19 protein-coding genes, 2 pseudogenes and 1 riboswitch are annotated in these 22,509 nt (G+C 71.9%); of the genes and pseudogenes, 12 read left to right on the top strand and 9 right to left on the bottom strand.

All coding sequences use genetic code 11. The features are described from left to right. Positions 1–213: 213 nt before the first annotated feature. On the top strand, positions 214–1,224 hold the full coding sequence (locus tag ACWGI6_RS26655; RefSeq protein ID WP_453269849.1) for an LLM class F420-dependent oxidoreductase: 1,011 nt from the start codon (positions 214–216) through the stop codon (positions 1,222–1,224). 14 nt (positions 1,225–1,238) lie between these two features. Here ACWGI6_RS26655 and ACWGI6_RS26650 read toward each other — a convergent pair. The 4 genes and pseudogenes from ACWGI6_RS26650 to ACWGI6_RS26635 form a co-directional block, all read right to left on the bottom strand. Beyond that, a pseudogene (locus tag ACWGI6_RS26650) lies at positions 1,239–2,041 on the bottom strand (maleylpyruvate isomerase family mycothiol-dependent enzyme). 161 nt (positions 2,042–2,202) lie between these two features. Then, a complete protein-coding gene (locus ACWGI6_RS26645) occupies positions 2,203–3,273 on the bottom strand; it encodes a prenyltransferase (RefSeq protein ID WP_453269848.1) in 1,071 nt (356 codons plus the stop codon). 230 nt (positions 3,274–3,503) lie between these two features. Further along, positions 3,504–4,235: pseudogene (locus ACWGI6_RS26640) on the bottom strand (methyltransferase domain-containing protein); the annotation flags it as partial. 70 nt (positions 4,236–4,305) lie between these two features. Beyond that, complete coding sequence (locus tag ACWGI6_RS26635; protein ID WP_453269847.1) at positions 4,306–5,718, bottom strand: glycosyltransferase family 4 protein; 1,413 nt, start codon at positions 5,716–5,718, stop codon at positions 4,306–4,308. 239 nt (positions 5,719–5,957) lie between these two features. Here ACWGI6_RS26635 and ACWGI6_RS26630 point away from each other — a divergent pair, with 239 nt between their 5' ends. Continuing rightward, positions 5,958–6,590 carry a TetR family transcriptional regulator gene (locus ACWGI6_RS26630; RefSeq protein WP_393908074.1) on the top strand — a complete coding sequence of 211 codons (633 nt, stop codon included), beginning with the start codon at positions 5,958–5,960 and terminating at the stop codon, positions 6,588–6,590. Positions 6,591–6,868: 278 nt separating this feature from the next. On the opposite strand, the gene ACWGI6_RS26625 is transcribed toward ACWGI6_RS26630, so the two are convergent. Then, positions 6,869–7,102: a ferredoxin gene (locus tag ACWGI6_RS26625; protein ID WP_453269846.1), complete on the bottom strand. Its 234-nt coding sequence runs from the start codon at positions 7,100–7,102 to the stop codon at positions 6,869–6,871. Beyond that, positions 7,102–8,553 carry an aldehyde dehydrogenase gene (locus tag ACWGI6_RS26620; protein ID WP_453269845.1) on the bottom strand — a complete coding sequence of 484 codons (1,452 nt, stop codon included), beginning with the start codon at positions 8,551–8,553 and terminating at the stop codon, positions 7,102–7,104. Before ACWGI6_RS26620 ends, ACWGI6_RS26625 begins: the two co-directional genes overlap by 1 nt. A gap of 276 nt (positions 8,554–8,829) precedes the next feature. Between ACWGI6_RS26620 and ACWGI6_RS26615 the strand changes: the two genes are divergently transcribed. The 6 genes from ACWGI6_RS26615 to ACWGI6_RS26590 all read left to right on the top strand — a co-directional run bounded on the left by ACWGI6_RS26615 (position 8,830) and on the right by ACWGI6_RS26590 (position 16,160). Next, positions 8,830–9,927 carry an MBL fold metallo-hydrolase gene (locus tag ACWGI6_RS26615; RefSeq protein WP_453269844.1) on the top strand — a complete coding sequence of 366 codons (1,098 nt, stop codon included), beginning with the start codon at positions 8,830–8,832 and terminating at the stop codon, positions 9,925–9,927. Positions 9,928–10,135: 208 nt separating this feature from the next. Beyond that, positions 10,136–10,295, top strand: a riboswitch (cobalamin riboswitch). A gap of 169 nt (positions 10,296–10,464) precedes the next feature. Next, positions 10,465–11,763 carry a prenyltransferase/squalene oxidase repeat-containing protein gene (locus ACWGI6_RS26610; RefSeq protein ID WP_453269843.1) on the top strand — a complete coding sequence of 433 codons (1,299 nt, stop codon included), beginning with the start codon at positions 10,465–10,467 and terminating at the stop codon, positions 11,761–11,763. Then, on the top strand, positions 11,763–12,437 hold the full coding sequence (locus tag ACWGI6_RS26605) for an SCO2322 family protein (protein WP_453269842.1): 675 nt from the start codon (positions 11,763–11,765) through the stop codon (positions 12,435–12,437). The genes ACWGI6_RS26610 and ACWGI6_RS26605 overlap by 1 nt, the downstream gene beginning before the upstream one ends. Beyond that, a complete protein-coding gene (locus tag ACWGI6_RS26600) occupies positions 12,434–13,591 on the top strand; it encodes a CbiQ family ECF transporter T component (protein ID WP_453269841.1) in 1,158 nt (385 codons plus the stop codon). Before ACWGI6_RS26605 ends, ACWGI6_RS26600 begins: the two co-directional genes overlap by 4 nt. Then, entirely contained in the window at positions 13,588–15,270 is a 1,683-nt protein-coding gene (locus ACWGI6_RS26595; protein ID WP_453269840.1) for an ABC transporter ATP-binding protein, read from the top strand. The genes ACWGI6_RS26600 and ACWGI6_RS26595 overlap by 4 nt, the downstream gene beginning before the upstream one ends. Next, positions 15,267–16,160, top strand: coding sequence for an ECF transporter S component (locus ACWGI6_RS26590; RefSeq protein ID WP_453269839.1), 894 nt, complete (start codon positions 15,267–15,269; stop codon positions 16,158–16,160). The genes ACWGI6_RS26595 and ACWGI6_RS26590 overlap by 4 nt, the downstream gene beginning before the upstream one ends. Before the next feature lie 290 nt (positions 16,161–16,450). On the opposite strand, the gene ACWGI6_RS26585 is transcribed toward ACWGI6_RS26590, so the two are convergent. Further along, positions 16,451–17,620, bottom strand: coding sequence for a steroid 3-ketoacyl-CoA thiolase (locus tag ACWGI6_RS26585; protein ID WP_453269838.1), 1,170 nt, complete (start codon positions 17,618–17,620; stop codon positions 16,451–16,453). A 241-nt stretch (positions 17,621–17,861) separates the two neighbouring features. Between ACWGI6_RS26585 and ACWGI6_RS26580 the strand changes: the two genes are divergently transcribed. The 4 genes from ACWGI6_RS26580 (at position 17,862) to ACWGI6_RS26565 (ending at position 21,354) form a co-directional block, all read left to right on the top strand. Next, the gene (locus ACWGI6_RS26580) at positions 17,862–19,094 is read left to right on the top strand and encodes a cytochrome P450 (RefSeq protein WP_453269837.1); all 1,233 of its coding nucleotides are present in this window, start codon (positions 17,862–17,864) and stop codon (positions 19,092–19,094) included. Positions 19,095–19,501: 407 nt separating this feature from the next. Continuing rightward, positions 19,502–20,122, top strand: coding sequence for a DUF6230 family protein (locus tag ACWGI6_RS26575; protein ID WP_453269836.1), 621 nt, complete (start codon positions 19,502–19,504; stop codon positions 20,120–20,122). Next, complete coding sequence (locus ACWGI6_RS26570; protein WP_453269835.1) at positions 20,113–20,532, top strand: DUF6114 domain-containing protein; 420 nt, start codon at positions 20,113–20,115, stop codon at positions 20,530–20,532. Before ACWGI6_RS26575 ends, ACWGI6_RS26570 begins: the two co-directional genes overlap by 10 nt. A 129-nt stretch (positions 20,533–20,661) precedes the next feature. Next, positions 20,662–21,354 (top strand): hypothetical protein, encoded by a 693-nt coding sequence (locus ACWGI6_RS26565; RefSeq protein ID WP_453269834.1) that lies wholly within the window; start codon positions 20,662–20,664, stop codon positions 21,352–21,354. 157 nt (positions 21,355–21,511) lie between these two features. On the opposite strand, the gene ACWGI6_RS26560 is transcribed toward ACWGI6_RS26565, so the two are convergent. Both ACWGI6_RS26560 and ACWGI6_RS26555 read right to left on the bottom strand, forming a co-directional pair. Then, entirely contained in the window at positions 21,512–21,853 is a 342-nt protein-coding gene (locus tag ACWGI6_RS26560; protein WP_453269833.1) for a hypothetical protein, read from the bottom strand. A gap of 152 nt (positions 21,854–22,005) precedes the next feature. Further along, on the bottom strand, positions 22,006–22,509 hold a 504-nt coding region (locus ACWGI6_RS26555; protein WP_453269832.1), incomplete at its 5' end, for a cbb3-type cytochrome c oxidase subunit I.

Below are 22,509 nucleotides of genomic sequence, written 5' to 3'. Positions count from 1 at the left end.
GCACAACGGTCCTTCCGCGGCCCCTCGCCCTTGTGGGCGGGGGGCCGTTGCGCTGCCGGCGGGCCCGGCCGTACAGTGCGCGGACGCGATGAACTGACGCATCGTCAGGACATTGCCGTCGGGACACCCCCGAACCGGCGCCTCGTCGCCACTGCACCGCCCGCCACAAGGGCAAGGTCCTCGGTCACCGTCCGTCGGAGAGAGGCGATCGGCATGCGACTCGGTCTGGCACTCGGCTACTGGGGGCGCGGCCCGGACCCCCGGCACCTCGAACTCGCCCGCGAGGCCGAGCGGCTGGGGTATGACTCCGTGTGGACCGCGGAGGCCTGGGGGTCGGACGCCTTCACCGCACTCACCTGGATCGCCGCCCACACCACACGCATCAAACTGGGCACCGGTATCGCGCAGATGGCGGCCCGCACGCCCACCGCCACCGCGATGCATGCGCTCACCCTCGATCATCTCTCCGGTGGACGGCTGCGGCTGGGCCTGGGGCTCTCCGGACCGCAGGTCGTCGAGGGGTGGTACGGACGGCCGTTCCCCAAGAGCCCGCTGACCGCCACCCGCGAATACGTGGACGTGATCCGACAAGTCCTGCGCCGGGAGGGGCCGGTGGAGGCCGACGGGCTCTTCCACCCGCTGCCCTACCGCGGTGCGGACGGCACCGGCCTCGGCAAACCGCTGAAACCCATCACCCACCCGCTGCGCGCCGGCCTCCCCCTCCTGCTCGGCGCGGAAGGGCCCAAGAACATCGCCCAGACGACCCGGATCGCCGACGGCTGGCTGCCGCTGTACTGGTCGCCGCAGCGCACCGACGTCTACCGGGCGTCACTGGCTCAGGCCCCGGACGGCTTTCTCATCGCCCCCATGGCACGCGCCGTGGTCTGCGACGACGTCACCGAAGGGCTGTTGCCGGTCAAGGCGATGCTCGGCTTCTACATCGGCGGGATGGGGCACGCCGCGAAGAACTTCCATGCCGATCTGATGGCGCGGATGGGCTTCGAGGAGGAGGCCCGGCGGGTACAGCGGCTCTTCCTCGAAGGCCGCAAGGAGGAGGCCGTACACGCCGTCCCCGACGCCTTCGCGGACGAGATCTCGCTGGTCGGTCCGCGCGAACGGATCGCGGAACGCCTGGAGTTGTGGCGCACGGGACCGGTCACCGATCTGCTGGTCACCGCCCCCGACCCGCACACGCTACGGGTACTGGCCGAGCTCAACTCCTGACACGGGCAGGCGCATCACTCGAAGGACGCCCACGCCAGCCACCGGTCGAGCAGGGCGCGGTCCCCCAGCACCTCGACCCGGTCGCTGTCGGCGGGCAGCCTGCGGTAGAGGACACCGAGCACATCGGTGAGGGGGCCGCGGAGCGCGACCGCCGCCTTTTCGTGGGTGCGGCGGTGGGCGAGCCGGTCGCCGGTGAGGTCGAGGAGCCACTCGGCGTTCAGCTCGGGCGGAGTGTCGGTGGCGTGGAGGTGGATCGTGCGGCCCGGACCGAAGAGCAGCGCGGAACGCTCCGTATGGCGCGCCGCGACCATGGGCAGGGCGCACAACTGCAGCCACTCCTCCAGGCAGTCGGCGGCGACCTCGGCCGGGACCTCGAAGGCGGCACCCACGGTGAGCGCGGCGTCGGCGCGGTGGATCACGGTCTCGTGGGTCATCCGGCGGGCCCAGAAGCCCGTCCGCTGTACCGGCGACCAGGTCCACACCTCGGTGTCGGGGCCGGCCTCGCGCAGCGCCGCCACGGTCTGTTCGGCACCGGCCGCGAGCCAGGCGTCCAGCGCTGCCGCATCGTCGCCCTCGGGCCCGCCATTCCGGGGACCTCCGCGTCGTCGACGTTCTTGGCGGCCCGGGTCGCGACGAGGGTGCCGGCCCAGCGATGCGCGCTGCCCACGTGCCGGGCGAGATCCGCCAGCGTCCAGTCGGGGCAGGTCGGGACCTTCGCCGACAGATCGGCGCCCCGCAGGAGCTCCCGGAACTTCTCCGTCTCGGCGAGGAGTTGGGCGCAGTATGCGTCGTGGGTGAGTGAGCCTTGGAGAGTCATGCGCGCACAGTAGTGTGCGGTGCCGCGGCTCGGCCTCCCGTTTCTTCGGCAGCCGGCATCGCGACGGGCCCCTTCCCCCGGCCGGGACGGCCCGTACGGACACCGTCGGCGGGCTCGTCCCGTACGGGGCGGTCCGTACGGGACGAGCCCGCGCGGGCCGGCTACCGGCAGCAGTCCGGATCGAGTCCCCTCGGCAGCTGCTCGCCCCCGAAGACCGAGGTGGTGGCCTCGTCGCCGCCCAGGGCGGCCACCGCGAGCAGCAACGAACCGGCCGTCCAGGCGGTGAGCTCGCGTGGCCAGATCGCGTCGTCGTCGAAGACATAGCCGGTCCAGTACATGCCGTCCTCGGCGCGGAGATGCTGCATCCACTTGAGGATCTGTACGGCCCGCTCGGACTCCCCCATCGCCCACAGCGCGAGCGCCAGTTCCGCGCTCTCGCCGCCGGTGACCCAGGGGTTGGGCAGCACACAGCGCACGCCCAGGCCGGGGACGACGAAGTGCTCCCACTGCGCGTCGATACGCTCCCTGGCCTCCGCGCCGCGCACCGCGCCGCCCAGGATCGGGTAGTACCAGTCCATGGAGTAGCGGGCCTTGTCGAGGAACCGCTCGGGGTGGCTGCGTATCGCATGGCCGAGGCGGCCGACCGCCAGTTCCCAGTCGGGCTGCGGCTCCTCGCGCTGGTCGGCGAGGGCGAGCGCACAGCGCAGCGCCTGGTATACGGAGGACGAGCCGGTCAGCAGCGCCTCGTTGACGGGCGTGTCGTCGTCCTCGCGCTTCCAGCCGATCTCGCCGCCGGGCTGCTGGAGTTCCAGCACGAAGGTGATCGCCGCATGGACCGCGGGCCACATGCGGTCGAGGAAGGCCTCGTCGCCGGTGGACAGGAAGTGGTGCCAGACGCCGACCGCGAGATACGCACAGAAGTTGGTCTCCCGGCCGCGGTCGGTGGGTGCCTCCGCGTCACCGTCGGCGTAGGCCGCGTACCAGGACCCGTCCGGGTTCTGATGCCGTGCCAGCCACTCGTACGCGGCCTCGGCGCGCTCGTGTTCGCCGGCCGCGTCCAGGGCCATGGCGGCCTCGGTGTGGTCCCACGGGTCGAGGTGGTGGCCCCGGAACCAGGGAATCGCGCCGTCCGGCCGCTGGGCCGCCAGGATGCCGGCCACCGTGCGGGCCGCCTGTTCGGCGGTGAGCACCCCCGGCAGGACGAGCCGTTCGGTACGCCCGGGACTCGTCACTTGGCGGCCCCGGCAGACTTCTTGGCGGCGGACTTGGCGGCGGGCTTGGCGGCGGAAGTCCTGGCGGCGGACTTGGCGGGAGCCTTGGCGGCGGACTTGCTGCCGGACGCGGCGCCTTGCGCGGGCTTCCTGGCCGGTGCGGAGGGCTCGGCCGCCGGCTTCGTGGACTTGGCTGCGGGACCGGCGGCGGCCTCGGCGGGTTCGCTCGCCGCGGTGGCGGCCGGCTCGGCGGCGGCCGCCGTCCCGGGAAGGTGCGGCTTGGTGGCGTAGACGACGAAGCTCTTGCCGATGACGGGGTTGAGCGCCCGCTCGGCGAGCCGGGTGGCCAGCGGCTTCTTCATGATGTCCCAGACCAGCAGCTTGTGGTACGCCTGCACCGGCAGCGCCTTGTCGTTGTCGACCCCGAAGGCGCATTTGAGCCACCAGTAGGGGCTGTGCAGCCCGTGGGCGTGGTGCGTGCCGTACGGCTCCAGGCCGGCCTCGCGCATCCTGCCGAGCAGCTCGTCGCCGCGGTAGATGCGGATATGGCCGCCCTCGACCTCGTGGTAGGCGTCGCTGAGCGCCCAGCAGACCTTCTCGGGCCCGTACCGCGGGACGGTGACGGCGATCCGGCCTCCGGGGCGCAGCACCCGGACCATCTCGGCGAGCACCCCCTTGTCGTCCGGGATGTGCTCCATGACCTCGGAGATGATCACGACGTCGAAGCTGTCGTCGGGGAACGGCAAGTTCAGCGCATCACCCTCCATGGCGGTGGCGGAGGCGCCCGCCGGGGCCTCGCCCGCCTCCTCCATCGCGGCGAACCACTTGGCGACCTCGCGGATCTCCTCACCGTTCTGGTCGAGGGCGACGACCTGCGCGCCGCGCCGGTAGCACTCGAAGGCATGCCGGCCGGCGCCGCACCCCAGGTCGAGCACGCGGTCGCCCGGAGCGAGCGGGAAACGGGAAAAGTCGACGGTCAGCACGGCGTTCTGCTTTCGTCCGGCGGTTGGTGGCGGTGGTGGCTGCGAAAGGAAATACGGGCCGGGCGGGCCACTAGACGTGTCCGGCGGCGCTCGGCGCCGGCGCGGCACCGGCGGCCGCCGCGGGCGTGGCCCGCAGCGAGGTCCGGGCGGCGGACCGGTCGCCCTGCAGGGCGATGGCCTCGCGGTAGCGCTCGGCGGTGCCGATGGCGGCCTGGCGCCAGGTGAAGCGGGCCAGCACCCGCTCCCGGCCGGCCGCGCCGAGCCGCCGGCGCAGCGTCTCGTCGCCCAGGAGCCGGAGCAGTCCGCCCGCCAGCGCGCCGGCATCGCCCGGCGGCACCGCGAGCGAGGTCTCGCCGTCCGGCCCGGCGACCTCGGGGATGGCGCCGCCGGTCGTTGCCAGCAGCGGGGTGCCGGTGGCCATCGCTTCGGCCGCGGGCAGCGAGAACCCCTCGTAGAGGGACGGGACACAGGCGATCTGGGCGCTGCGGACCAGGTCGACCAGTTCGCCGTCGGTGATGCCCTTGACGAATTCGATGGCATCGGACAGTCCGAGCCGTTCGATGGCGGCGGCGACCGGCCCGTCGTCGGCGCGCTTGCCGACGACCACCAGATGCGCGTCGGGATTCTCGGTGCGCACCTTGGCGAGCGCCTCGACCAGGTGGATCAGGCCCTTGAGCGGCACATCCGCACTGGAGGTGGTGACGATCCGTCCCGGCACCTCGGGGACCGAGGCATCTGGCGAGAACAGGTCGGTGTCGGCGCCGATATGCACCACATGGATCCGGCCGGCGGACACCCCGAGGTCGTCGACGATCTCCTGGCGGGAGGAGCCGGAGACGGTCAGCACGGACGGCAGTCGCCGGGCGACGCGCTTCTGCATCCGGGTGAAGCCGTACCAGCGGCGGACGGAGGCACGGCGCCTCCAGCCGCCGGCGGCTTCCAGATCGAGCCGCCGGTCGACGGTGATGGGGTGGTGGATCGTGGTGACCAGCGGGGCGCCGAGCGCGCCGGGCCCGCCGAGCAGGCCGTAGCCGAGGGTCTGGTTGTCGTGGACGACATCGAACTGGCCGCGACGGGCGGCGAGATGGCGCCGGGCCCGCAGCGAGAAGGTCAGCGGCTCGGGGAAGCCGCCGGTCCACATCGTGCCGACCTCGAGCGCATCGATCCAGTCGCGGAACTCGCCGCGCTTCGGCGTACGGAACGGGTCCGGCTGGCGGTAGAGGTCCAGGCTGGGCAGCTCGGTCAGGGGCACCCCGCCGTCGAGGACGGGGTAGGGCTGGGCGCCGATGACCTCGACGGTGTGGCCGAGGCGGGCCAGTTCGCGCGAGAGGTGACGCACATAGACGCCCTGACCGCCGCAGAACGGGTTCCCTTTATACGTGAGCATCGCGATGCGCAGGGGACGCTCACCGTTCGACGGGGCGGAGGCCGAGGAGGCCTCTGCGGGGCGAGGCGCGGCTGCCTGGACGGCCTCTGCGGTCACGCTCGGCCCCCTTCTCACTGGACTTTCGCCGGAGCGTAACCGCTGGCGGTAATCTAGAACAAGTTTCAGAACTGATTGGCTACTGGTCAGTTCAGCGAGCTTCGAATCTACCGGCCGAGAACGATGCGAAAAGAGCCGCACCAGGTGATTCGCGCCACCACCCGCCCCCCTGCCATGCTGTGCCGATCACACCACCGGCACTCACCGCATCGCGGACGGAATGCCACGGAATGGGAAATATGACTACGGAATCCAAGGCGGCCAGGCCGACGCTTCCCGCGAGTCCTCCCCTGACCGAGCGTCAGGAGGCCCGGCGCCGCCGCATCCTGCACACCAGCGCCAAGCTGGCGTCCCGTGGTGGCTTCGACGCCGTGCAGATGCGCGAGGTCGCCGAGTCCTCGGGCGTCGCGCTCGGCACCCTCTACCGCTACTTCCCCTCCAAGGTGCATCTGCTGGTCGCCACCATGCAGGACCAGCTCCAGCACATGCACGAAACGCTGCGCAAGCGCCCCCCGTCGGAGCAGGACCCGGGCGCCCGGGTCGCCCAGACCCTGATGCGCGCGTTTCGCGCACTGCAGCGCGAGCCGCATCTCGCGGACGCGATGGTGCGCGCGCTGACCTTCGCCGACCGCTCCGTCAGCCCCGAGGTCGACACCGTCTCCCGGCTGACCACCGCGATCATTCTCGACGCGATGGGGCTGGACGGCCCCGCGACCCCCGAGCAGCTCTCCGCGGTCCGGGTCATCGAGCACACCTGGCACTCGGCGCTGATCACCTGGCTGTCGGGGCGGGCCTCGATCGCCCAGGTGAAGATAGACATCGAGACGGTGTGCCGCCTGATCGACCTCACGGCACCCGGGACGGAGCGCTGACGCCGCAGGATGGGCCGCTAGATGGGCTGCTGGATGGCCTGTTGGGTGGGCCGCCGGGATGCGGCGCCGGGACGGGGCGCCGGGACGGGGTTGTTGAGCGGACCGTTGAGTGATCCGTGCCGCTGCCGCACAAATGAGTGAATCGCGGGGACCTACCGTTAACTCCCGTGCAGGCACGGGTAGTTGGCCCGCAAGGGGCCCACCGGCCCCCTACGGGACCACCACCCCACACCCCCTACGGGGCTCCCGCCGCCCCGCACCCCGCACCCCGGGCCCGCTCACTCCTCCGGTGGGAAGACCGCCTCGCCGCTGTCGGCCAGGGTCAGGGTGATGGCCTCCACGGGACACCCCTCGGCCGCCGCCAGTACACCCTCGTCGGTATCGGTCTCCGGTGCCACCGGGTGCGACTGCCGGGCCGTGTCCAGCCGGAAGCCGTCCGGCGCCGCGCCGACGCACATCCCGGACCCGATGCAGACGCTCCGGTCCACCTCCACCCGCCAGCGGTCCCCCATCAGGCACCGGCCGGCAGATGGATCATCTTGTGCTCCATGTATGCGCCGAAGCCCTCCGGCCCGAACTCCCGCCCGATGCCGGAGTTCTTGTAGCCACCGAACGGGCCGAGCATGTCGATGCTGAAGGTGTTCACCGAGTACGTACCGGTGCGGACCTGCCGGGCGAGGTCGATGCCGTGGTCGACGTCGGCCGTCCACACCGAGCCGGAGAGCCCGTAGTCGGAGTCGTTGGCGATCCGTACCGCCTCGGCCTCGTCGTCGTACGGCAGCAGACAGATGACCGGGCCGAAGATCTCCTCGCGGGCGATCCGCATGGAGTTGGCGACCTCGCCGAAGAGGGTCGGCTCGACATACCAGCCCGTCGGCTGCCCCTCGGGCCGGCCGCCGCCGGTGAGGACCTTGGCGCCCTCCTGCCGTCCGAGCGCGATGTAGTCCAGCGAGCGCTGCTGCTGACGGCGGGCAACCAGTGGGCCGAGTTCGGTGGCCGGATCCAGCGGGTCGCCGACGGTGAGCGCGGACGCCGCCGCGCTGAACCGTTCGGCGATCTCGTCGTAGTGGCTGCGCGGTGCGAGGATCCGCGTCTGGGCCACACACGCCTGGCCGTTGATCATCCAGGCGAACGGCACGATGCCGGCCACCGCCGCGTCCAGATCCGCGTCCGGCAGGATCACCGCAGCGGACTTCCCGCCCAGCTCCAGAGTGACCCGGCTGAGGTTCCGGGCCGCGACCTCCATGACCCGTTTGCCCGCCGCCACCGAGCCGGTGAACGACACCTTGTCCACGCCCGGGTGCCCGACCAGGTACTCGCTCACCTCGCGGTCCGCCGGGAGGATCGACAGCACCCCCGCCGGCAGCCCGGCCTCGGCCGCGATCTCCGCGAGCAGATACGCGTCCAGCGGGGTCTCCGGCGACACCTTGAGCACCACCGAGCAGCCGGCCAGCAGCGCCGGTGCGAGCTTGGCGGCGGCGGTGAACTGCGGGACGTTCCACGGCACCACGGCAGCGACCACCCCGGCCGGCTCCCGCCGCACCAGCAGCGGACCCAGCACCCCGTCCCGCCGCTCCTCGAACGGAAAGTCGCGGGCCACGGTCAGTGCCGCGTCCCACACCAGCATCGCGGCCAGCGACTGCACCATGACGCCGGAGGTGAAGGGCGTGCCGTTCTCGGAGCTGATGACCTTGGCGATCTCCTCGCTGCGGGCCGCGATGCCGTCCTTGATACGGGCCACCGCCGCGATCCGGTCCGCCAACGGGGCGTTCGCCCACACCCCGGACTCGAAGGACGTACGGGCCGCGGCCACCGCACGGTCGACATCGGCCCGTGAGGCGTGCGGCACCCGGCCGATGACCTGTTCGGTGTGGGGCGAGACGACCTCGATCGTGTCCCGGCCGGCCGGATCGACCCACTCACCGCCTATGTAGAGCTTTCCGTGCTCGACGAGGTCGCTCATCGCTGCCGCCTCCTGCGGGTTGGCCGCCTGTCCGACAATCCCTGAGGGGTCCTGAGGGTCCCTGAGCGGTCTCCTGGCTGCCCCTTGGGTGGCTCCTGATGCTGCATCAGCATCGCTCACCGCAACAGGAACTGATACCAGTTCTAGTTGCAGGAGTCCACGGCGCGGGCCGAATCCCAACTCCGCCGGAACGAAGGTCACTTCCCTCCGCATTGAAACCAGTTCTAGTTATAGTGAAGCCGGTACCGGGTGTATGCCACACCGAAAGGGGACCGGATGACGCCACAGGTGACCGACCACAAGGGCGGGGTGTGGAGCATCGCCGTCCCGATCCCGGACAACCCGCTCGGCCACACCCTCGTCCACCTCCTGGAGACCGACCGCGGGCCGGTGCTCATCGACACCGGCTGGGACGACCCGGACTCCTGGGACACCCTCGTCGCCGGCGTCAGTGCCTGCGGCTTCGCCCTCGCCGATCTCCACGGCGTCCTGATCACCCACCATCACCCCGACCACCACGGCCTCTCGGCCAAGGTGCGAGAGGCCTCCGGCGCCTGGATCGCGATGCACGCCGCGGATACCGACGTGGTCCGCCGCACCCGCGAGGCCGAACCGGGCCGGTGGCTCGACCACCTGACCGCCAGGCTCGCGACGGCGGGCGCACCGGACGAGCATCTGGCACCGCTGCGGGAGGCGCGCGCCCAGGGGCGGGGCCGGAAGCTGCCCGGACAGGGAGCCGCGCTGCCGGACCGCGACATCAGCCCCGGCGAGCTGCTCGATCTGCCGGGGCGCCGGGTGCGCGCCATCTGGACACCGGGGCACACCCCGGGTCATGTGTGTCTCCATCTGGAGGAGGAGCACCCGTCGGGGCAGGCCCCCGGCTTCGGCCGGCTCTTCTCCGGCGACCATCTCCTCCCCGGCATCACCCCGCACATCGGCCTGTACGAGGACCCGGAGGGCGAGGGGCGTCCCCCCGGCTCGAACGAGGGTGGGAGCGTGAGGGACCTCCACGATCGGGACCTCCACGATCCCCTGGGCGACTATCTCGACTCCCTCCAACGCGTGGGCCGGCTCGCGCCCGCCGAGGTGCTGCCCGCCCACCAGCACGCCTTCATCGACGCCGGCGGACGCGTACGCGAGCTCATCGCCCACCACGAGGCACGGCTCTCCCAGCTGAGGGCGCTGCTGCGCGAACCCCGCACTCCCTGGCAGCTGGCCATGGCCATGGAGTGGAACCGCCCCTGGGGGCAGATCCCGTACGCCTCGCGCAATATCGCCGTCTCGGAGGCCGAGGCCCATCTGCGCCGTCTGGTGAAGCAGGGGCAGGCGGAGCGGGTGCCGGGGTCCTGTCCGGTGCGGTACCAGGCGGTGTGAGGGACGGGCGGGGCCATCGGGCCATGGACCGTGGGAGGGGCCTCGACGAGGCGGCGGCCGGTTGCCGCCCGGCCCACGCCGGCCCGCGGTCGGCCCACGGCCGGATTCCGCCCGGCGCCCTCCCCGGCCCACGGCCGATTCCCGCCCGGCGCTCTCCCCCGAGCAGTTCCGGCTCGTACGGGCGAGCGAGTGGCCGGGCGGGGGCCGGTTAAGGTGTGCGGGACAACTTCATCCGTACCCGATCGGGGGAAGCCGGTGGAAATCCGGCGCTGACCCGCAACCGTGAGGACGGCCTGCCCGCACCGCGCCCCTGGCCGGGCGCGGAGGGCCGTACGAGCCGGAACACCCGAGGGGGCACGACCAAGGCTCCCGCCACCGGAACCGCCCGCCCGTGCGGACGGCCGGTGCGCGGCACCGTCGAGGTATACGGAGCTGAGCCCGGTGCCACCGCGCCCGATTCATGGATCGGCGCGCGGACGGCCGGCCGAGCGCGGCTGCGTAGCATCGCCGCGACCCGACCCGAGAGGCACCGACCCGATGGCCCCCATGGCTTCCATGGCTCACCAGGCCCCTTTGCCGCATTCCGTCGCCTTCCTGGCGCGCCGCGCCGCCACGGCGCTGGCGGCCGCGGTGGTGCTGGGCGCGGCCGCTGCCCCCGCCGCGTACGCGGACTCCCCGCCCGCATCCCCCAAGAAGCTGCCCGACGGGCTGTACGGCACCAAGGACCCGCAGTACGACGGGGTCTGGCGGCAGTCGCTCGCGCTGCTGGCCCAGGACACCGTGGGCATACGCCCCGCGGCATCCGCCGTGAAGTGGCTGGCCGGACAGCAGTGCGCCGACGGCTCGTTCACCGCCTTCCGGGCCGGGCCGGGCAAGCCCTGCGACGCCAAGACCATGCGGGACACCAACCAGACGGCCGCCGCGGTGCAGGCGCTGGCCGCGCTGGGCGGGCACGGGGGCGCCGTGCAGAAGGCCGTGAGCTGGCTGAAGTCGGTGCAGAACGACGACGGCGGCTGGAGCTCGATGGCCGGCTCGGCCAGCGACGCCAACTCCACCTCCGTGGTCATCGGCGCGCTCGCGGCGGCGGGCGAGAAGCCGCGGTCCGTGACGTCGAAGAAGGGTGGCAAGACCCCCTACGACGGGCTGCTCACCTTCCGGCTGGGCTGCGAGGCGAAGGAGGACGCGCGCGGCGCGTTCACCTTCCAGCTCAAGGGCGCGGCCCCGAACGCCGACGCCACCGCGGCCGCCGCGACCGGAGCGCTCGGCAAGGGCTTTGTCGTCGAGCCGGCCGGCAAGGGAGCAAACGCCCCCGTCAAGCCGGTGAGTTGTAAGGACGGCGAAGGCAAGAAGGCGGGCAGCAGCGATCCGGCGCAGGCCGCGGCGGGCGGCGACGGCTACCTCGTCGCGCAGCTCGACAAGAACGGACAGCATCTGCTCTCCGCGATGCCGGGCGCGGAGAAGCAGCCCGACGTCGGCAACACCGCCGACGCCGTGGTGGCGCTGGCGGCCGGCCGGCACGGCGCCGCCGCCGCGAAGCCGCTGAAGTGGCTGGAGAAGAACTCGGCGGACTGGGCCAAGCGGAACGGCCCCGCCGCGTACGCCCAGCTGGTGCTGGCCGCGCACGCCACCGGCACCGACCCGCGCTCCTTCGGCGGCACCGATCTGGTGGCCGCGCTCAACGCCACCGGCCCCGAGCCGGCCGCCGCGGCGAAGAAGGACGCCGACGGCTCCAAGGACGAGGGCGGCCTGGGCCTGCCCTGGATCATCGGCATCGGCCTCGCCATCGGTGCCGGCATCGGCTTCCTGCTGAGCAGCCGTAGGAAGAGCCGGCTCTGATGGGGCGTACCAGGATCGCCGGCGCCGTGCTGCTGGCCGGTACGGTCACCGGTCTGGCCGCCGGGCCCGCCCAGGCGCAGGAGTACCGCTACTGGTCCTTCTGGCACGGCACGGGCAGTTCCTGGGCGTACGCCACCGAGGGGCCGGCCACGCTGCGGCCGGCCGACGGTGCGGTGGAGGGCTTCCGCTTCGCCGTCAGCGCCGACTACGCCGCGGCCGGCAAGCCCCGGGCGGCCGCCGGCTTCGACGCGATCTGCCACGGCACCCCGGCGAAGGACGGCCGCAAGCGGGTCGGCATCGTCATCGATTTCGGGACCGCGGCGGACGCGCCCGGCGGCGAGCGACCGCCGAAGGCCAGGACAGAGTGTGCCCAGGTGTCCGAGGACGCCTCGGCGGGGGAGGCGCTGGCGGCGGTCGCCCGGCCGCTGCGCTATGACTCCAACGCCTTGTTGTGCGCCATCGCCGGTTACCCGACGTCGGGGTGCGCGGACCCGGTGAAGGGGGCGAAGGGGCCCGCGTCGTCCGCTTCTCCGTCTTCGGGCGCGGCGGCGGACGGCGGCGACGCGAGCGGCGGGGGTGACGGCGGCCCGTCCGCCGGGCTGGTCGGCGGTGTCGCGGCCGTCGTCGTACTGGGCGCAGCGGCGGTGTGGCAGGCGCGCCGCCGACGCGGATGAGCGCCCCGCAGGCGACCCGTACCACCGCGCTGCATGCCGGCGCCTGGTGGCTGTGGGCGCTCGGCCTGGCCACCGCGGCCTCCCGCACCACCGATCCCCTGCTGCTGGGGCTGCTGGTGGGCGTGGCCGGCTATGTCGTCGCGGCCCGGCGTACGGATGCGCCATGGGCCCGTTCGTACGGGGCGTTCGTCAAGCTCGGCCTGGTCGTGATCGCCATCCGGCTGGTCTTCGCCTTCATCCTCGGCTCGCCGATCCCCGGTACGCACACCCTTGTCACGCTGCCCGAAGTGCCGTTGCCGGACTGGGCGAAGGGCGTCCGGATCGGCGGCCGGGTCACCGCCGAGGGCATGGTTTTCGCGCTGTACGACGGGCTGAAACTGGCCACTCTCCTCATCTGCGTGGGTGCCGCCAACGCGCTCGCCAACCCGGCCCGGCTGCTGAAGTCCCTGCCCGGTGCGCTCTACGAGGCGGGCGTCGCGGTCGTCGTCGCGATGACCTTCGCGCCCAACCTGGTCGCCGATGTCCAGCGGCTGCGTGCCGCGCGTCGGCTGCGCGGCCGCCCCGACCGCGGTTTCAAGGCACTCCTCCAGGTCGGACTGCCGGTCCTGGAGGGCGCGCTGGAGCGCTCGGTGGCGCTGGCCGCTGCCATGGACGCGCGCGGCTACGGCCGTAGCGCCGAGGTACCGCCCGCCGTGCGGCACCTCACCTCCGTCCTCACTCTCGGCGGGCTGCTCGGTATCTGTGCCGGAACCTACGGGCTGCTGGGCGACACCGGGGGCGGCTACGGGCTGCCGCTGCTGCTCGCCGGACTGGCGGCGGCGCTCGCCGGGCTGTGGCTCGGCGGCCGCCGGTCGGTGCGCAGCCGCTACCGGCCCGACCGGTGGGGCGTCCGCGCCTGGCTGGTCGCGGGCTCCGGCGTCGCCGTCGCCGCCCTGATGATCTGGGCGAACGACTACGCACCCGCCGCCCTCCACCCGCCCGCTGTCCCGCTCACCGCCCCCGTCCTCCCCCTCTGGCCGGCCGCCTCCGTTCTCGTGGGGCTGCTGCCCGCGTTCGTCGCCCCGCTCCCGTCGAGCACGGACCGGGCGGACCGGGCCGTGTCCCGTGGCCGCGCCCCCGTTGTCGATCCGCGCACGAAGGAGCCCACCCAGTGATCCGGTTCGAGCAGGTCTCGGTCACCTACGGCGACGCCGCGGCGCCCGCCGTCCAGGGCATCGACCTGACCGTGCCCGAGGGCGAACTGTGCCTGCTGGTCGGCCCCTCCGGCGTCGGCAAGTCCACCGTCCTGAACGCCGTCTGCGGCCTGGTCCCGCACTTCACCGGCGGCACCCTGCGCGGCCGGGTCACCGTCGACGGCCGGGACACCCGCACCCACAAACCGCGCGAACTGGCCGATGTGGTCGGCACCGTGGGCCAGGACCCGTCGGCGCACTTCGTCACCGACACCGTCGAGGACGAACTCGCCTATGGGATGGAATCGCTCGGCCTCGCCCCTGACGTGATGCGCCGCCGTGTCGAGGAGACCCTGGACCTGCTGGGGCTGGCAGAGCTGCGCGACCGCGCCATCACCACCCTTTCGGGCGGCCAGATGCAGCGGGTGGCGATCGGCTCGGTCCTCACCACCCACCCCAAGGTCCTGGTCCTGGACGAGCCGACCTCGGCACTCGACCCCGCCGCCGCCGAGGAGGTCCTCTCCGTCCTCCAACGCCTGGTCCACGACCTCGGCACCACGGTCCTCCTGGCCGAACACCGCCTGGAGCGCGTGGTCCAGTACGCCGACCAGGTCATCCTGCTCCCCTCCCCCGGCGCACCCCCGGTCATGGGCGCCCCCGCCGACATCATGGCCGTCTCCCCCGTCCACCCCCCGGTGGTGGCCCTCGGCCGCCTCGCCCACTGGTCGCCCCTTCCCTTGTCCGTACGCGACGCCCGCCGCAAGGCCGCACCGCTGCGCGAACGGCTGACAGGAGTCAGGCCGCAGGCACCGGCGGTGGGTCGTGGCACGCCGGCGGTGGGCGAAGGCCTCGGGGGCGCGCCGGCGGTGCCGGCCCCTGCTTCCGCGGGCTCCCCGGCCGGTGTCGCCGCGGCCGTCTCCGGGCTCAGCGTCCGCCGGGGGCGGATCGAGGCACTGCACCAGGTGGATCTGACCGTGCGGGGCGGCGAGACCCTTGCGTTGATGGGGCGTAACGGCGCGGGGAAATCCACCCTCCTCACCACCCTCGTCGGTATGCACCCACCGGCCTCCGGCACGGTGCGGGTCGGCGGCGCCACCCCGCACCGCACCAGCCCCCGCGACCTCCTGCGGCATGTCGGTCTGGTCCCCCAGGAACCTCGTGACCTCCTGTACGCGGACACCGTCGCGGCCGAGTGCACCGCAGCCGACCAGGACGCGGGCGCCGCCGCCGGCAGCTGCCGGGCCCTGGTCACCCAACTGCTGCCGGATGTCCCCGACTCCGTTCACCCCCGGGATCTGTCCGAGGGGCAGCGTCTCGCCCTGGCCCTTGCTGTCGTGCTGACCGCCCGTCCTCCGCTGCTCCTCCTCGACGAGCCCACCCGCGGCCTGGACTACGCCGCCAAGGCCCGTCTGATCGAGGTGCTGCGCACCCTGGCCGCCGAGGGCCACGCCATCATCCTGGCCACGCATGACGTGGAACTCGCCGCCGAACTGGCCGGTCGCGTCGTCATCCTCGCCGACGGCGAGATCGTCGCCGACGGGCGCACCGATGAGGTCGTGGTCTCCTCTCCTTCTTTCGCACCGCAGGTCGCCAAGGTGCTGGCCCCGCTGCCCTGGCTGACCGTTCCGCAGGTGGCCCACGCCCTGGAGGCCACCGCATGAACGCACGCCCACACCGGCCGGAAGGCGACGGGCCGCTCACCGGCTCCGGCCCCGGCCCCGCCCGCCAGGTCCGTGCCGTACGACTCGGGCCCCGCTCCGTCGCGGCCCTGGTCCTCATTTCGGCCATCGGCGTGATGGCCTTCGGGTGGCCGCTGCTCGCCGACTCCGCCTCCGGGCTCGCCCATTCCAAGGACGCACCCTGGCTGTTCGCCGCGCTGCTGCCGATGCTGCTCGCCGTTGTCGTGGCGACCGTCGCCGACACCGGCCTGGACGCAAAAGCCATCGCCATGCTCGGCGTGCTGGCCGCGGCCGGGGCCGCGATGCGCCCGCTGGGCGCGGGGACGGCCGGCATCGAGCCGATGTTCTTTCTGATGGTGTTGGCGGGACGGGTGCTCGGGCCCGGCTTCGGGTTCGTCCTGGGGTCCGTGGCGATGTTCGCGTCGGCGCTGCTGACCGGCGGTGTCGGCCCCTGGATGCCGTTCCAGATGCTGACGATGGGGTGGGTGTCGATGGGCGCCGGTCTGCTGCCCGGGCCCGACCGGCTGCGCGGCCGCGGTGAACTGGCCATGCTCGCCGCCTATGGAGCCGTCTCCGCCGTCCTCTACGGGCTGATCATGAACCTCCAGGGCTGGCCCTATATCGCCGGCATGGCCTCGGGGGTCTCCTTCGTCCCCGGCGATCCGCTCGCCCAGAACCTCGCCCGCTATCTCGCCTACTGCCTCGCCACTTCCCTCGGCTGGGACCTTCCCCGGGCCCTGGTCACCGTGCTCCTCACCGGCACGCTCGGCGGCACCGTCCTCAGGGCCCTGCGCCGCGCCACCCGCCGGGCGGCCTTCGACGTCCCCGTCTCCTTCACTTCCGATCCGCCCCCCGGGGCCGCCTCCCCGTGACCGGGGCCGGTCACGCCCCATGGCTCGCCGGTGCGGTCGTTGGCCGGTGGGCTGCTGCTGCGCTGCACTCTTCGTCATGTCGTCGACGGTACGGAGATCCCGAGCGCCGCAGAATGCGGTTTTCCACCCAACTCAGCTGTGGTTTTCCGCAGGTTGGGGAGGGGCCCGGGAGAGCCCCTCCCTCGTGGCCACGTCGCCAACGGTCCTCGGCAACCGAGTTCGCCAACCGCGCTCGGCGACCGCCCTTCGCAGCCGCTCCGCCCGCTCCCCCCGGCAGCCGCCCGCTCCCGCTACAGCCGCTGGATGATCGTCCCCGTCGCCAGCGCCCCGCCCGCGCACATGGTGATCAGAGCGAACTCCTTGTCCCTGCGTTCGAGTTCATGGAGTGCGGTGGCGAGCAGCCGGGCGCCGGTGGCCCCGACCGGGTGGCCCAGGGCGATCGCGCCGCCGTTCACGTTCACCTTCCCCAGATCCTGCTCGAAGACCTGCGCCCAGGAGAGCACGACGGACGCGAAGGCTTCGTTGATCTCGACGAGATCGATGTCCTTGAGGGACATCCCGGCCTTGCCGAGCACGGCCCGGGTGGCGTCGACGGGGCCGTCCAGATGGAAGTGCGGATCGGAGCCGACCAGCGCCTGGGCGACGATGCGGGCCCGCGGCTTGAGCTTGAGGGCGCGCGCCATGCGCTTGGAGGCCCACATCACCGCGGCGGCGCCGTCGGAGATCTGCGAGGAGTTGCCCGCCGTGTGGACGGCGGTCGGCATCACGGGCTTGAGGCCGCCCAGGGCTTCCATGCTGGTGTCGCGCAGTCCTTCGTCACGGTCGACCAGCCGCCACATGCCCTGGCCCGCGGCCTGTTCGTCCTCGGTGGTGGGGACCTGGACGGCGAACGTCTCCCGTTTGAAGCGTTCCTCGGCCCAGGCGGCGGCCGCCCGCTCCTGGGAGATCAGGCCGAGCGAGTCGACGTTCTCGCGGGTCAGCCCCCGGTGGCGGGCGATGCGTTCGGCCGCCTCGAACTGGTTGGGCAGATCGACGTTCCACTCGTCGGGCCAGGGCTTGCCGGGGCCGTGCTTGGAGCCGCTGCCGAGCGGCACCCGGGACATCGCCTCGACGCCGCAGCCGATGCCGATGTCGATGACGCCGGCCGCGATCATGTTGGCCACCATGTGGTTGGCCTGCTGGGAGGATCCGCACTGGCAGTCCACGGTGGTCGCGGCGGTCTCGTACGGGAGGCCCATCGCCAGCCAGGCGTTGCGGGCCGGGTTCATGGACTGTTCACCGGCGTGGGTGACGGTGCCGCCGACGATCTGTTCGATGCAGTCGGGCTGGATGCCCGTACGGGCGAGGAGTTCGCGGTAGGTCTCGCCCAGGAGATAGGCGGGGTGCAGGTTGGCGAGCGCGCCTCCGCGCCTGCCGATCGGGGTGCGTACTGCTTCGACGATGACGGGTTCCGCGGCCATGACTGACTCGTCCTCTCCTCACGTCCGCGGGCGTCCCGGCACCCACGGAAGAAGAACTAGTACGCGTTCTAGTTCCGCAAACAGTCTTATGAGCCGCCCTCCGGGGCGCAAGGGGCGTGCAACACCCTTGTCCGTAAAGGGACTCGCCGCGACCCTTGCCACTTGTAGAACTCGTTACTACCTTCACCCGCGACCCATATCTGATGAACCGTCAGACGCTCGGACGGACCAGGAGTCGCCGATGCCATGCCCCGCGTTGCCCGAAGGATTCGACTTCACCGACCCCGACGTCTACCAGGCCCGCGTTCCGCTCCCCGAGTTCGCGCAGCTGCGGCAGACCGCGCCCGTGTGGTGGAACGCCCAGCCGCACGGCATCGCCGGCTTCGGCGACGACGGCTACTGGGTCGTCACCCGTCATCAGGACGTCAAGGAGGTGTCCACCAAGCCGGAGATCTTCTCCGCGAACCTCAACACCTCGATCATCCGCTTCAACGCGTCCATGACCCGCGACCAGATCGACGTACAGAAACTGATCATGCTGAACATGGACCCGCCCGAGCACACCAGGGTCCGCCAGATAGTGCAGCGCGGCTTCACCCCGCGTGCCATCCGCGCCCTGGAGGACGCGCTGCGCGACCGGGCGGCGCACATCGTCGCCGAGGCGCGCCGGAAGGGCTCAGGAGACTTCGTCACCGACGTCGCCTGCGAACTTCCCCTCCAGGCCATCGCGGAACTCATCGGCATCCCCCAGGACGACCGGGCCCGCATCTTCGACTGGTCGAACAAGATGATCGCCTACGACGATCCCGAACTGGCCATCACCGAAGAGGTCGGCGCCAACGCGGCCATGGAGCTGATCTCGTACGCGATGAACCTCGCCGCGGCGCGCAAGGAGTGCCCGGCCAAGGACATCGTCAGCCGGCTGGTGGCGGCGGAGCACGAGGGGAATCTCGGCTCCGACGAGTTCGGCTTCTTCGTGCTGCTGCTGGCGGTGGCCGGCAACGAGACGACGCGCAATGCCATCACCCATGGGATGCACGCCTTCCTCACCCATCCCGGCCAGTGGGAGCTCTACAAGCGCGAGCGTCCCGAGACGGCGGCCGAGGAGATCGTGCGGTGGGCGACGCCGGTGGTCTCCTTCCAGCGCACCGCCACCCAGGACACCGAACTGGGCGGGGCGAAGATCAAGAAGGGGCAGCGGGTGGGGATCTTCTACTCCTCCGCCAACAACGACCCGGAGGTCTTCGACCGCCCCGAGGTCTTCGACATCACCCGTGACCCCAACCCCCACCTGGGATTCGGCGGTGGCGGACCGCACTTCTGCCTCGGCAAGTCCCTTGCGGTCCTGGAGATCAACCTGATCTTCCACGCGCTCGCGGACGCCATGCCCGGCATCACTCTGGCGGGCGATCCGCGCCGGCTCCGCTCGGCCTGGCTCAACGGCGTCAAGGAGCTGCAGGTTCACTACGGCTGACCGGTGACGCCACCGCGTAAGGACAGGGCGGAGGCGGCGGACCGGTGTACGGGCGGGGCGCTCACGCTGATCGGGGAGCGGCGTCCCGCCGAGCTGTCGGCCCCCTCAGGGCCGGGGTGTGCGGAGAGCGGCAAAAGCCGGACCAGCGGTATGTCCGAAAACGGTTCCGCCGTCAACCTTGCCAGTCGTCATGGGCAGACTTACATTCAACTCGCCAGTAACACTCGGCAGTTCGGCATTTTCGCGCACAGTTCGGCAGCGCGCACCCCCGAGCCGCACGTTCTCCCCCATGTGTTCACACGTCGGCTCCCCCGCGCATCTTCAGCACCACGCGCACCCTGCGCATCCGCATCCCCCCATGCGTTTCGACAGTGCGCTCCACCGCTCTTCGAAGGGGACACACCGTTATGAAGGACGCACACGGCAGACCTGTCACGGGACGTATCAGCTGGCGGAAGTTCGCCGTGCTGTCCGTCCCGGCCCTCGCCGGCACCGCCGCCCTGGGCATCGCCCTGGCCAACGGGGCGCTGGCGGCGTCATTCGCCGTCTCGGGACAGCAGTTCAAGGTCTCCGCGGACAGCCTCACGGGCAAGGGATTCGCCCAGTACGGCAGTGTGGACGCGAACGCCAGGGGAGATCTCCTGCCGGTCGCCGTCACCGCCATCAAGACGGCCCAGCTGGACCACCTGTGCCAGTCGGTCGTCACCCACCTGCCGGTCATCGGCGATATCTCGCTCAACCTCAGCGCCGGTACGGGCAGCCGGCCCGTCGAAGCGGCCGATCTCTTCGTGGACGCCACCCAGCTCTCCGGCAATGCGTCCTTCCACCACATCGAAATCGGCCGGGACGCCTCCACCCTCGACAAGGGGCCGGACAGCGCCCAGGGCCTGCAGGACCTCTTCGCCCAGCAGGCCGATGACGTCAGCATCAACAACCTCCGGCAGACGGCCTGGGCCACCAACGCGGGCACGTTCAAGCTGTCCGGTCTGAGCATGAAGATCTCCAAGGGCAAGAAGGAATGCTTCTGACCTGGCGGCGCTGGCGGACGGGGCGGCCCTTCTGGGGCGGTCTGGCGGCCGTCCTCGCCGGTGCCGAGATCTGCGCCATCCCGTTGGCGCCGCTGAAGATCATGCTGCAACAGGGCATCGCCGGTATCCCCTCGGTGCTGATGGGGCTGGTGATGATCGTGATGGGGCTCTCGGCGTGGTTCGCGCCGCACTACCGGGGCCTCGCGGGCGTGCTCACCGTGCTGTGTGCGGCGGCCGCGCTGGTGATGTCCAACCTCGGCGGCTTTCTGATCGGCACCGTCATCGGCATTCTCGGCGGCTCGATGATCTTCGCCTGGCAGCCGGTCGCCCCCGCGGAACCCGGAACCTCCGCTGCGCCCGGGGCCATTGCCGAGCCCGGTGGCAGCGCGCCCGCACCCAGCGAACCGTAGCCCCCTGCCGCCCCGCGCCCGCCCGTACGCGTACCCCCACGCCTTCGTCCGCGTACGGGACCCGAGCGCTGCCCGCGCCACCCGCCGCACCACTCCTCCGGCACCCCACCCCTCATAAGGAGACCCACGATGACGCAGCCCGCCCGCCGTACCCCCCGTCAGCGCGCCTTACTCACCGCCGGTGCCGGGATCGTCGCGGCCCTCGGAATGTCGCTCGCCATGACGAGCCCGGCGACGGCACAGCCCGCCGGGGCGCCGTCCGCCGCGGCGCCGTCCACGACCGTGAGCCCGGCAGGTCACAGCTTCACCGCCGCGCTCAGCGGCAAGGCCACCTTCAAGGCCGGTTCGGTGACCGTCACTTGTACGGCCTCGTCCTCCAGTGGCCAGGTCCCGGCCGCGCCCGGCAACCAGAACCCGGCGGGGGCGGTGAGCAGTTCCACCACCCCGGCGACCTACAGCTCCTGCACGACGAGCATGCCCGGGGTCAGCGCGACCGTCACCACGACCGGCACCTGGGGCGTGGCCATGCAGGACGGGGCGCCGGTGACCGCCGGACTGACCATCCCCGTCGGCGGGTTCGTGCTCAAGACCAGCGGTCTGGCGTCCTGCACGGTGACCGCGGCCCCCACCTCGGCGGCCACGGTGAACGGCACCTGGACCAACGGCGCGCCGTCCACCCTCGGCTTCACCGACGCGCAGGTGCCGGTGAAGGTGACGGGCGGCTTCGGCTGTCCGACGAGCGCGACCAGCTCGACGTTCAACGCCGTCTACCAGGTCAGCGACACCACCGACCCCGCGTCCCAGATCACCGTCACCGGCTGAGCGGCGGACCGGCCACGGGTGACGGCCGTTGCGCGCGGGCGTCAGCTGTTGCGCGCGGACGTCACCCGTGGCGCGCGGGCGTCACCCGTTGCGCGCGGGCGTCACCCGTTGCGCGCGGACGTCAGCCGTGCCCCGCTCCACGGTGGCCGTCGCCCTCTCAGCGCACGGCCAGGCCGACGGCCGCCAGGGCCGGCAGTGCCGCCACGGCCACCGTCCCGCACAGGAACGCGGTGATCAGCCGCCGCCGCAGGGCCCGGTAGACGCCTTCGTATTCGGTCCGCAGGGCGGCGCTGCGGACCGCGATGCGCTCCAGAGCGGCCTGTGAGGCGTCGCGCTGGTCCTGGCAATAGCGCAACTCCACTTCCCGCCGCTGGGAGTCGGTGAGCCAGGGCAGGCCGTCGCAGAAAGCCTGTGCCCGGGTGCGCACCCGGTCCTTCTCCGCCTCCCAGAGGAGAAATCCCTCGATCTCATTGATGGCCCGGTCCTGGTCCAGCTCCATGCCGTCTTCCCGCCACATCCCTTCGGTCGTGCCCGTTTCCCCGCCGCTGCGCATTCCGCCGCCCGTTCCCGCTCCCTCGCCCCTCCGCATTCCTTCACCCTTCCGCGCTCCTGCGCTCCTCCGCATTCCCCCGCTCCTCCGCATTCCCTCGCTCATGTGCGTGCGCCGATGCCGGGGGCCGGCGCTTCCCCGGCATCCGCCAGGGCCCCGATCTCGCGTGCGATCTCCGGGTGGTGCAGATCGAACGCCGGGGATTCGGAGCGAATGCGCGGCAGGGTGCGGAAGTTGTGCCGCGGCGGCGGGCAGGACGTCGCCCACTCCAGCGAACGGCCGTAGCCCCACGGGTCGTCGGCCTCGACCTTCTCGCCGTACTTCGCCGTCTTCCAGACGTTGTAGAAGAACGGCAGCAGGGAGAGTCCGAGGAGGAAGGAGAAGATGCTGGAGACGGTGTTCAGAGCGGTGAATCCGTCAGCGGCGAGATAGTCGGGGATACGGCGCAGCATGCCCTGGGCGCCGAGCCAGTGCTGGACGAGGAAGGTGCCGTGGAAGCCCACGAACAGCGTCCAGAAGGTGATCTTGCCGAGCCGCTCGTCCAGCATCTTGCCGGTGAACTTCGGCCACCAGAAGTGGAAGCCGGCGAACATCGCGAAGACGAC

Source organism: Streptomyces sp. NPDC054786 (assembly GCF_053611685.1).
The sequence above is the reverse complement of the archived record's forward strand: the minus strand, read 5'-3'. Positions and strand labels throughout refer to the sequence as shown.

What these genes read in the sequence shown, in the direction of transcription:
- ACWGI6_RS26655 (WP_453269849.1), top strand. Translation starts at nt 214, where the DNA reads ATGCGACTCGGTCTGGCACTCGGCTACTGGGGGCGCGGCCCGGACCCC.
- ACWGI6_RS26630 (WP_393908074.1), top strand. Translation starts at nt 5,958, where the DNA reads ATGACTACGGAATCCAAGGCGGCCAGGCCGACGCTTCCCGCGAGTCCT.
- ACWGI6_RS26625 (WP_453269846.1), bottom strand. Translation starts at nt 7,102, where the DNA reads ATGGGGGACCGCTGGCGGGTGGAGGTGGACCGGAGCGTCTGCATCGGG.
- ACWGI6_RS26620 (WP_453269845.1), bottom strand. Translation starts at nt 8,553, where the DNA reads ATGAGCGACCTCGTCGAGCACGGAAAGCTCTACATAGGCGGTGAGTGG.
- ACWGI6_RS26615 (WP_453269844.1), top strand. Translation starts at nt 8,830, where the DNA reads ATGACGCCACAGGTGACCGACCACAAGGGCGGGGTGTGGAGCATCGCC.
- ACWGI6_RS26610 (WP_453269843.1), top strand. Translation starts at nt 10,465, where the DNA reads ATGGCCCCCATGGCTTCCATGGCTCACCAGGCCCCTTTGCCGCATTCC.
- ACWGI6_RS26605 (WP_453269842.1), top strand. Translation starts at nt 11,763, where the DNA reads ATGGGGCGTACCAGGATCGCCGGCGCCGTGCTGCTGGCCGGTACGGTC.
- ACWGI6_RS26600 (WP_453269841.1), top strand. Translation starts at nt 12,434, where the DNA reads ATGAGCGCCCCGCAGGCGACCCGTACCACCGCGCTGCATGCCGGCGCC.
- ACWGI6_RS26590 (WP_453269839.1), top strand. Translation starts at nt 15,267, where the DNA reads ATGAACGCACGCCCACACCGGCCGGAAGGCGACGGGCCGCTCACCGGC.
- ACWGI6_RS26585 (WP_453269838.1), bottom strand. Translation starts at nt 17,620, where the DNA reads ATGGCCGCGGAACCCGTCATCGTCGAAGCAGTACGCACCCCGATCGGC.
- ACWGI6_RS26580 (WP_453269837.1), top strand. Translation starts at nt 17,862, where the DNA reads ATGCCATGCCCCGCGTTGCCCGAAGGATTCGACTTCACCGACCCCGAC.
- ACWGI6_RS26575 (WP_453269836.1), top strand. Translation starts at nt 19,502, where the DNA reads ATGAAGGACGCACACGGCAGACCTGTCACGGGACGTATCAGCTGGCGG.
- ACWGI6_RS26570 (WP_453269835.1), top strand. Translation starts at nt 20,113, where the DNA reads ATGCTTCTGACCTGGCGGCGCTGGCGGACGGGGCGGCCCTTCTGGGGC.
- ACWGI6_RS26565 (WP_453269834.1), top strand. Translation starts at nt 20,662, where the DNA reads ATGACGCAGCCCGCCCGCCGTACCCCCCGTCAGCGCGCCTTACTCACC.
- ACWGI6_RS26560 (WP_453269833.1), bottom strand. Translation starts at nt 21,853, where the DNA reads ATGGAGCTGGACCAGGACCGGGCCATCAATGAGATCGAGGGATTTCTC.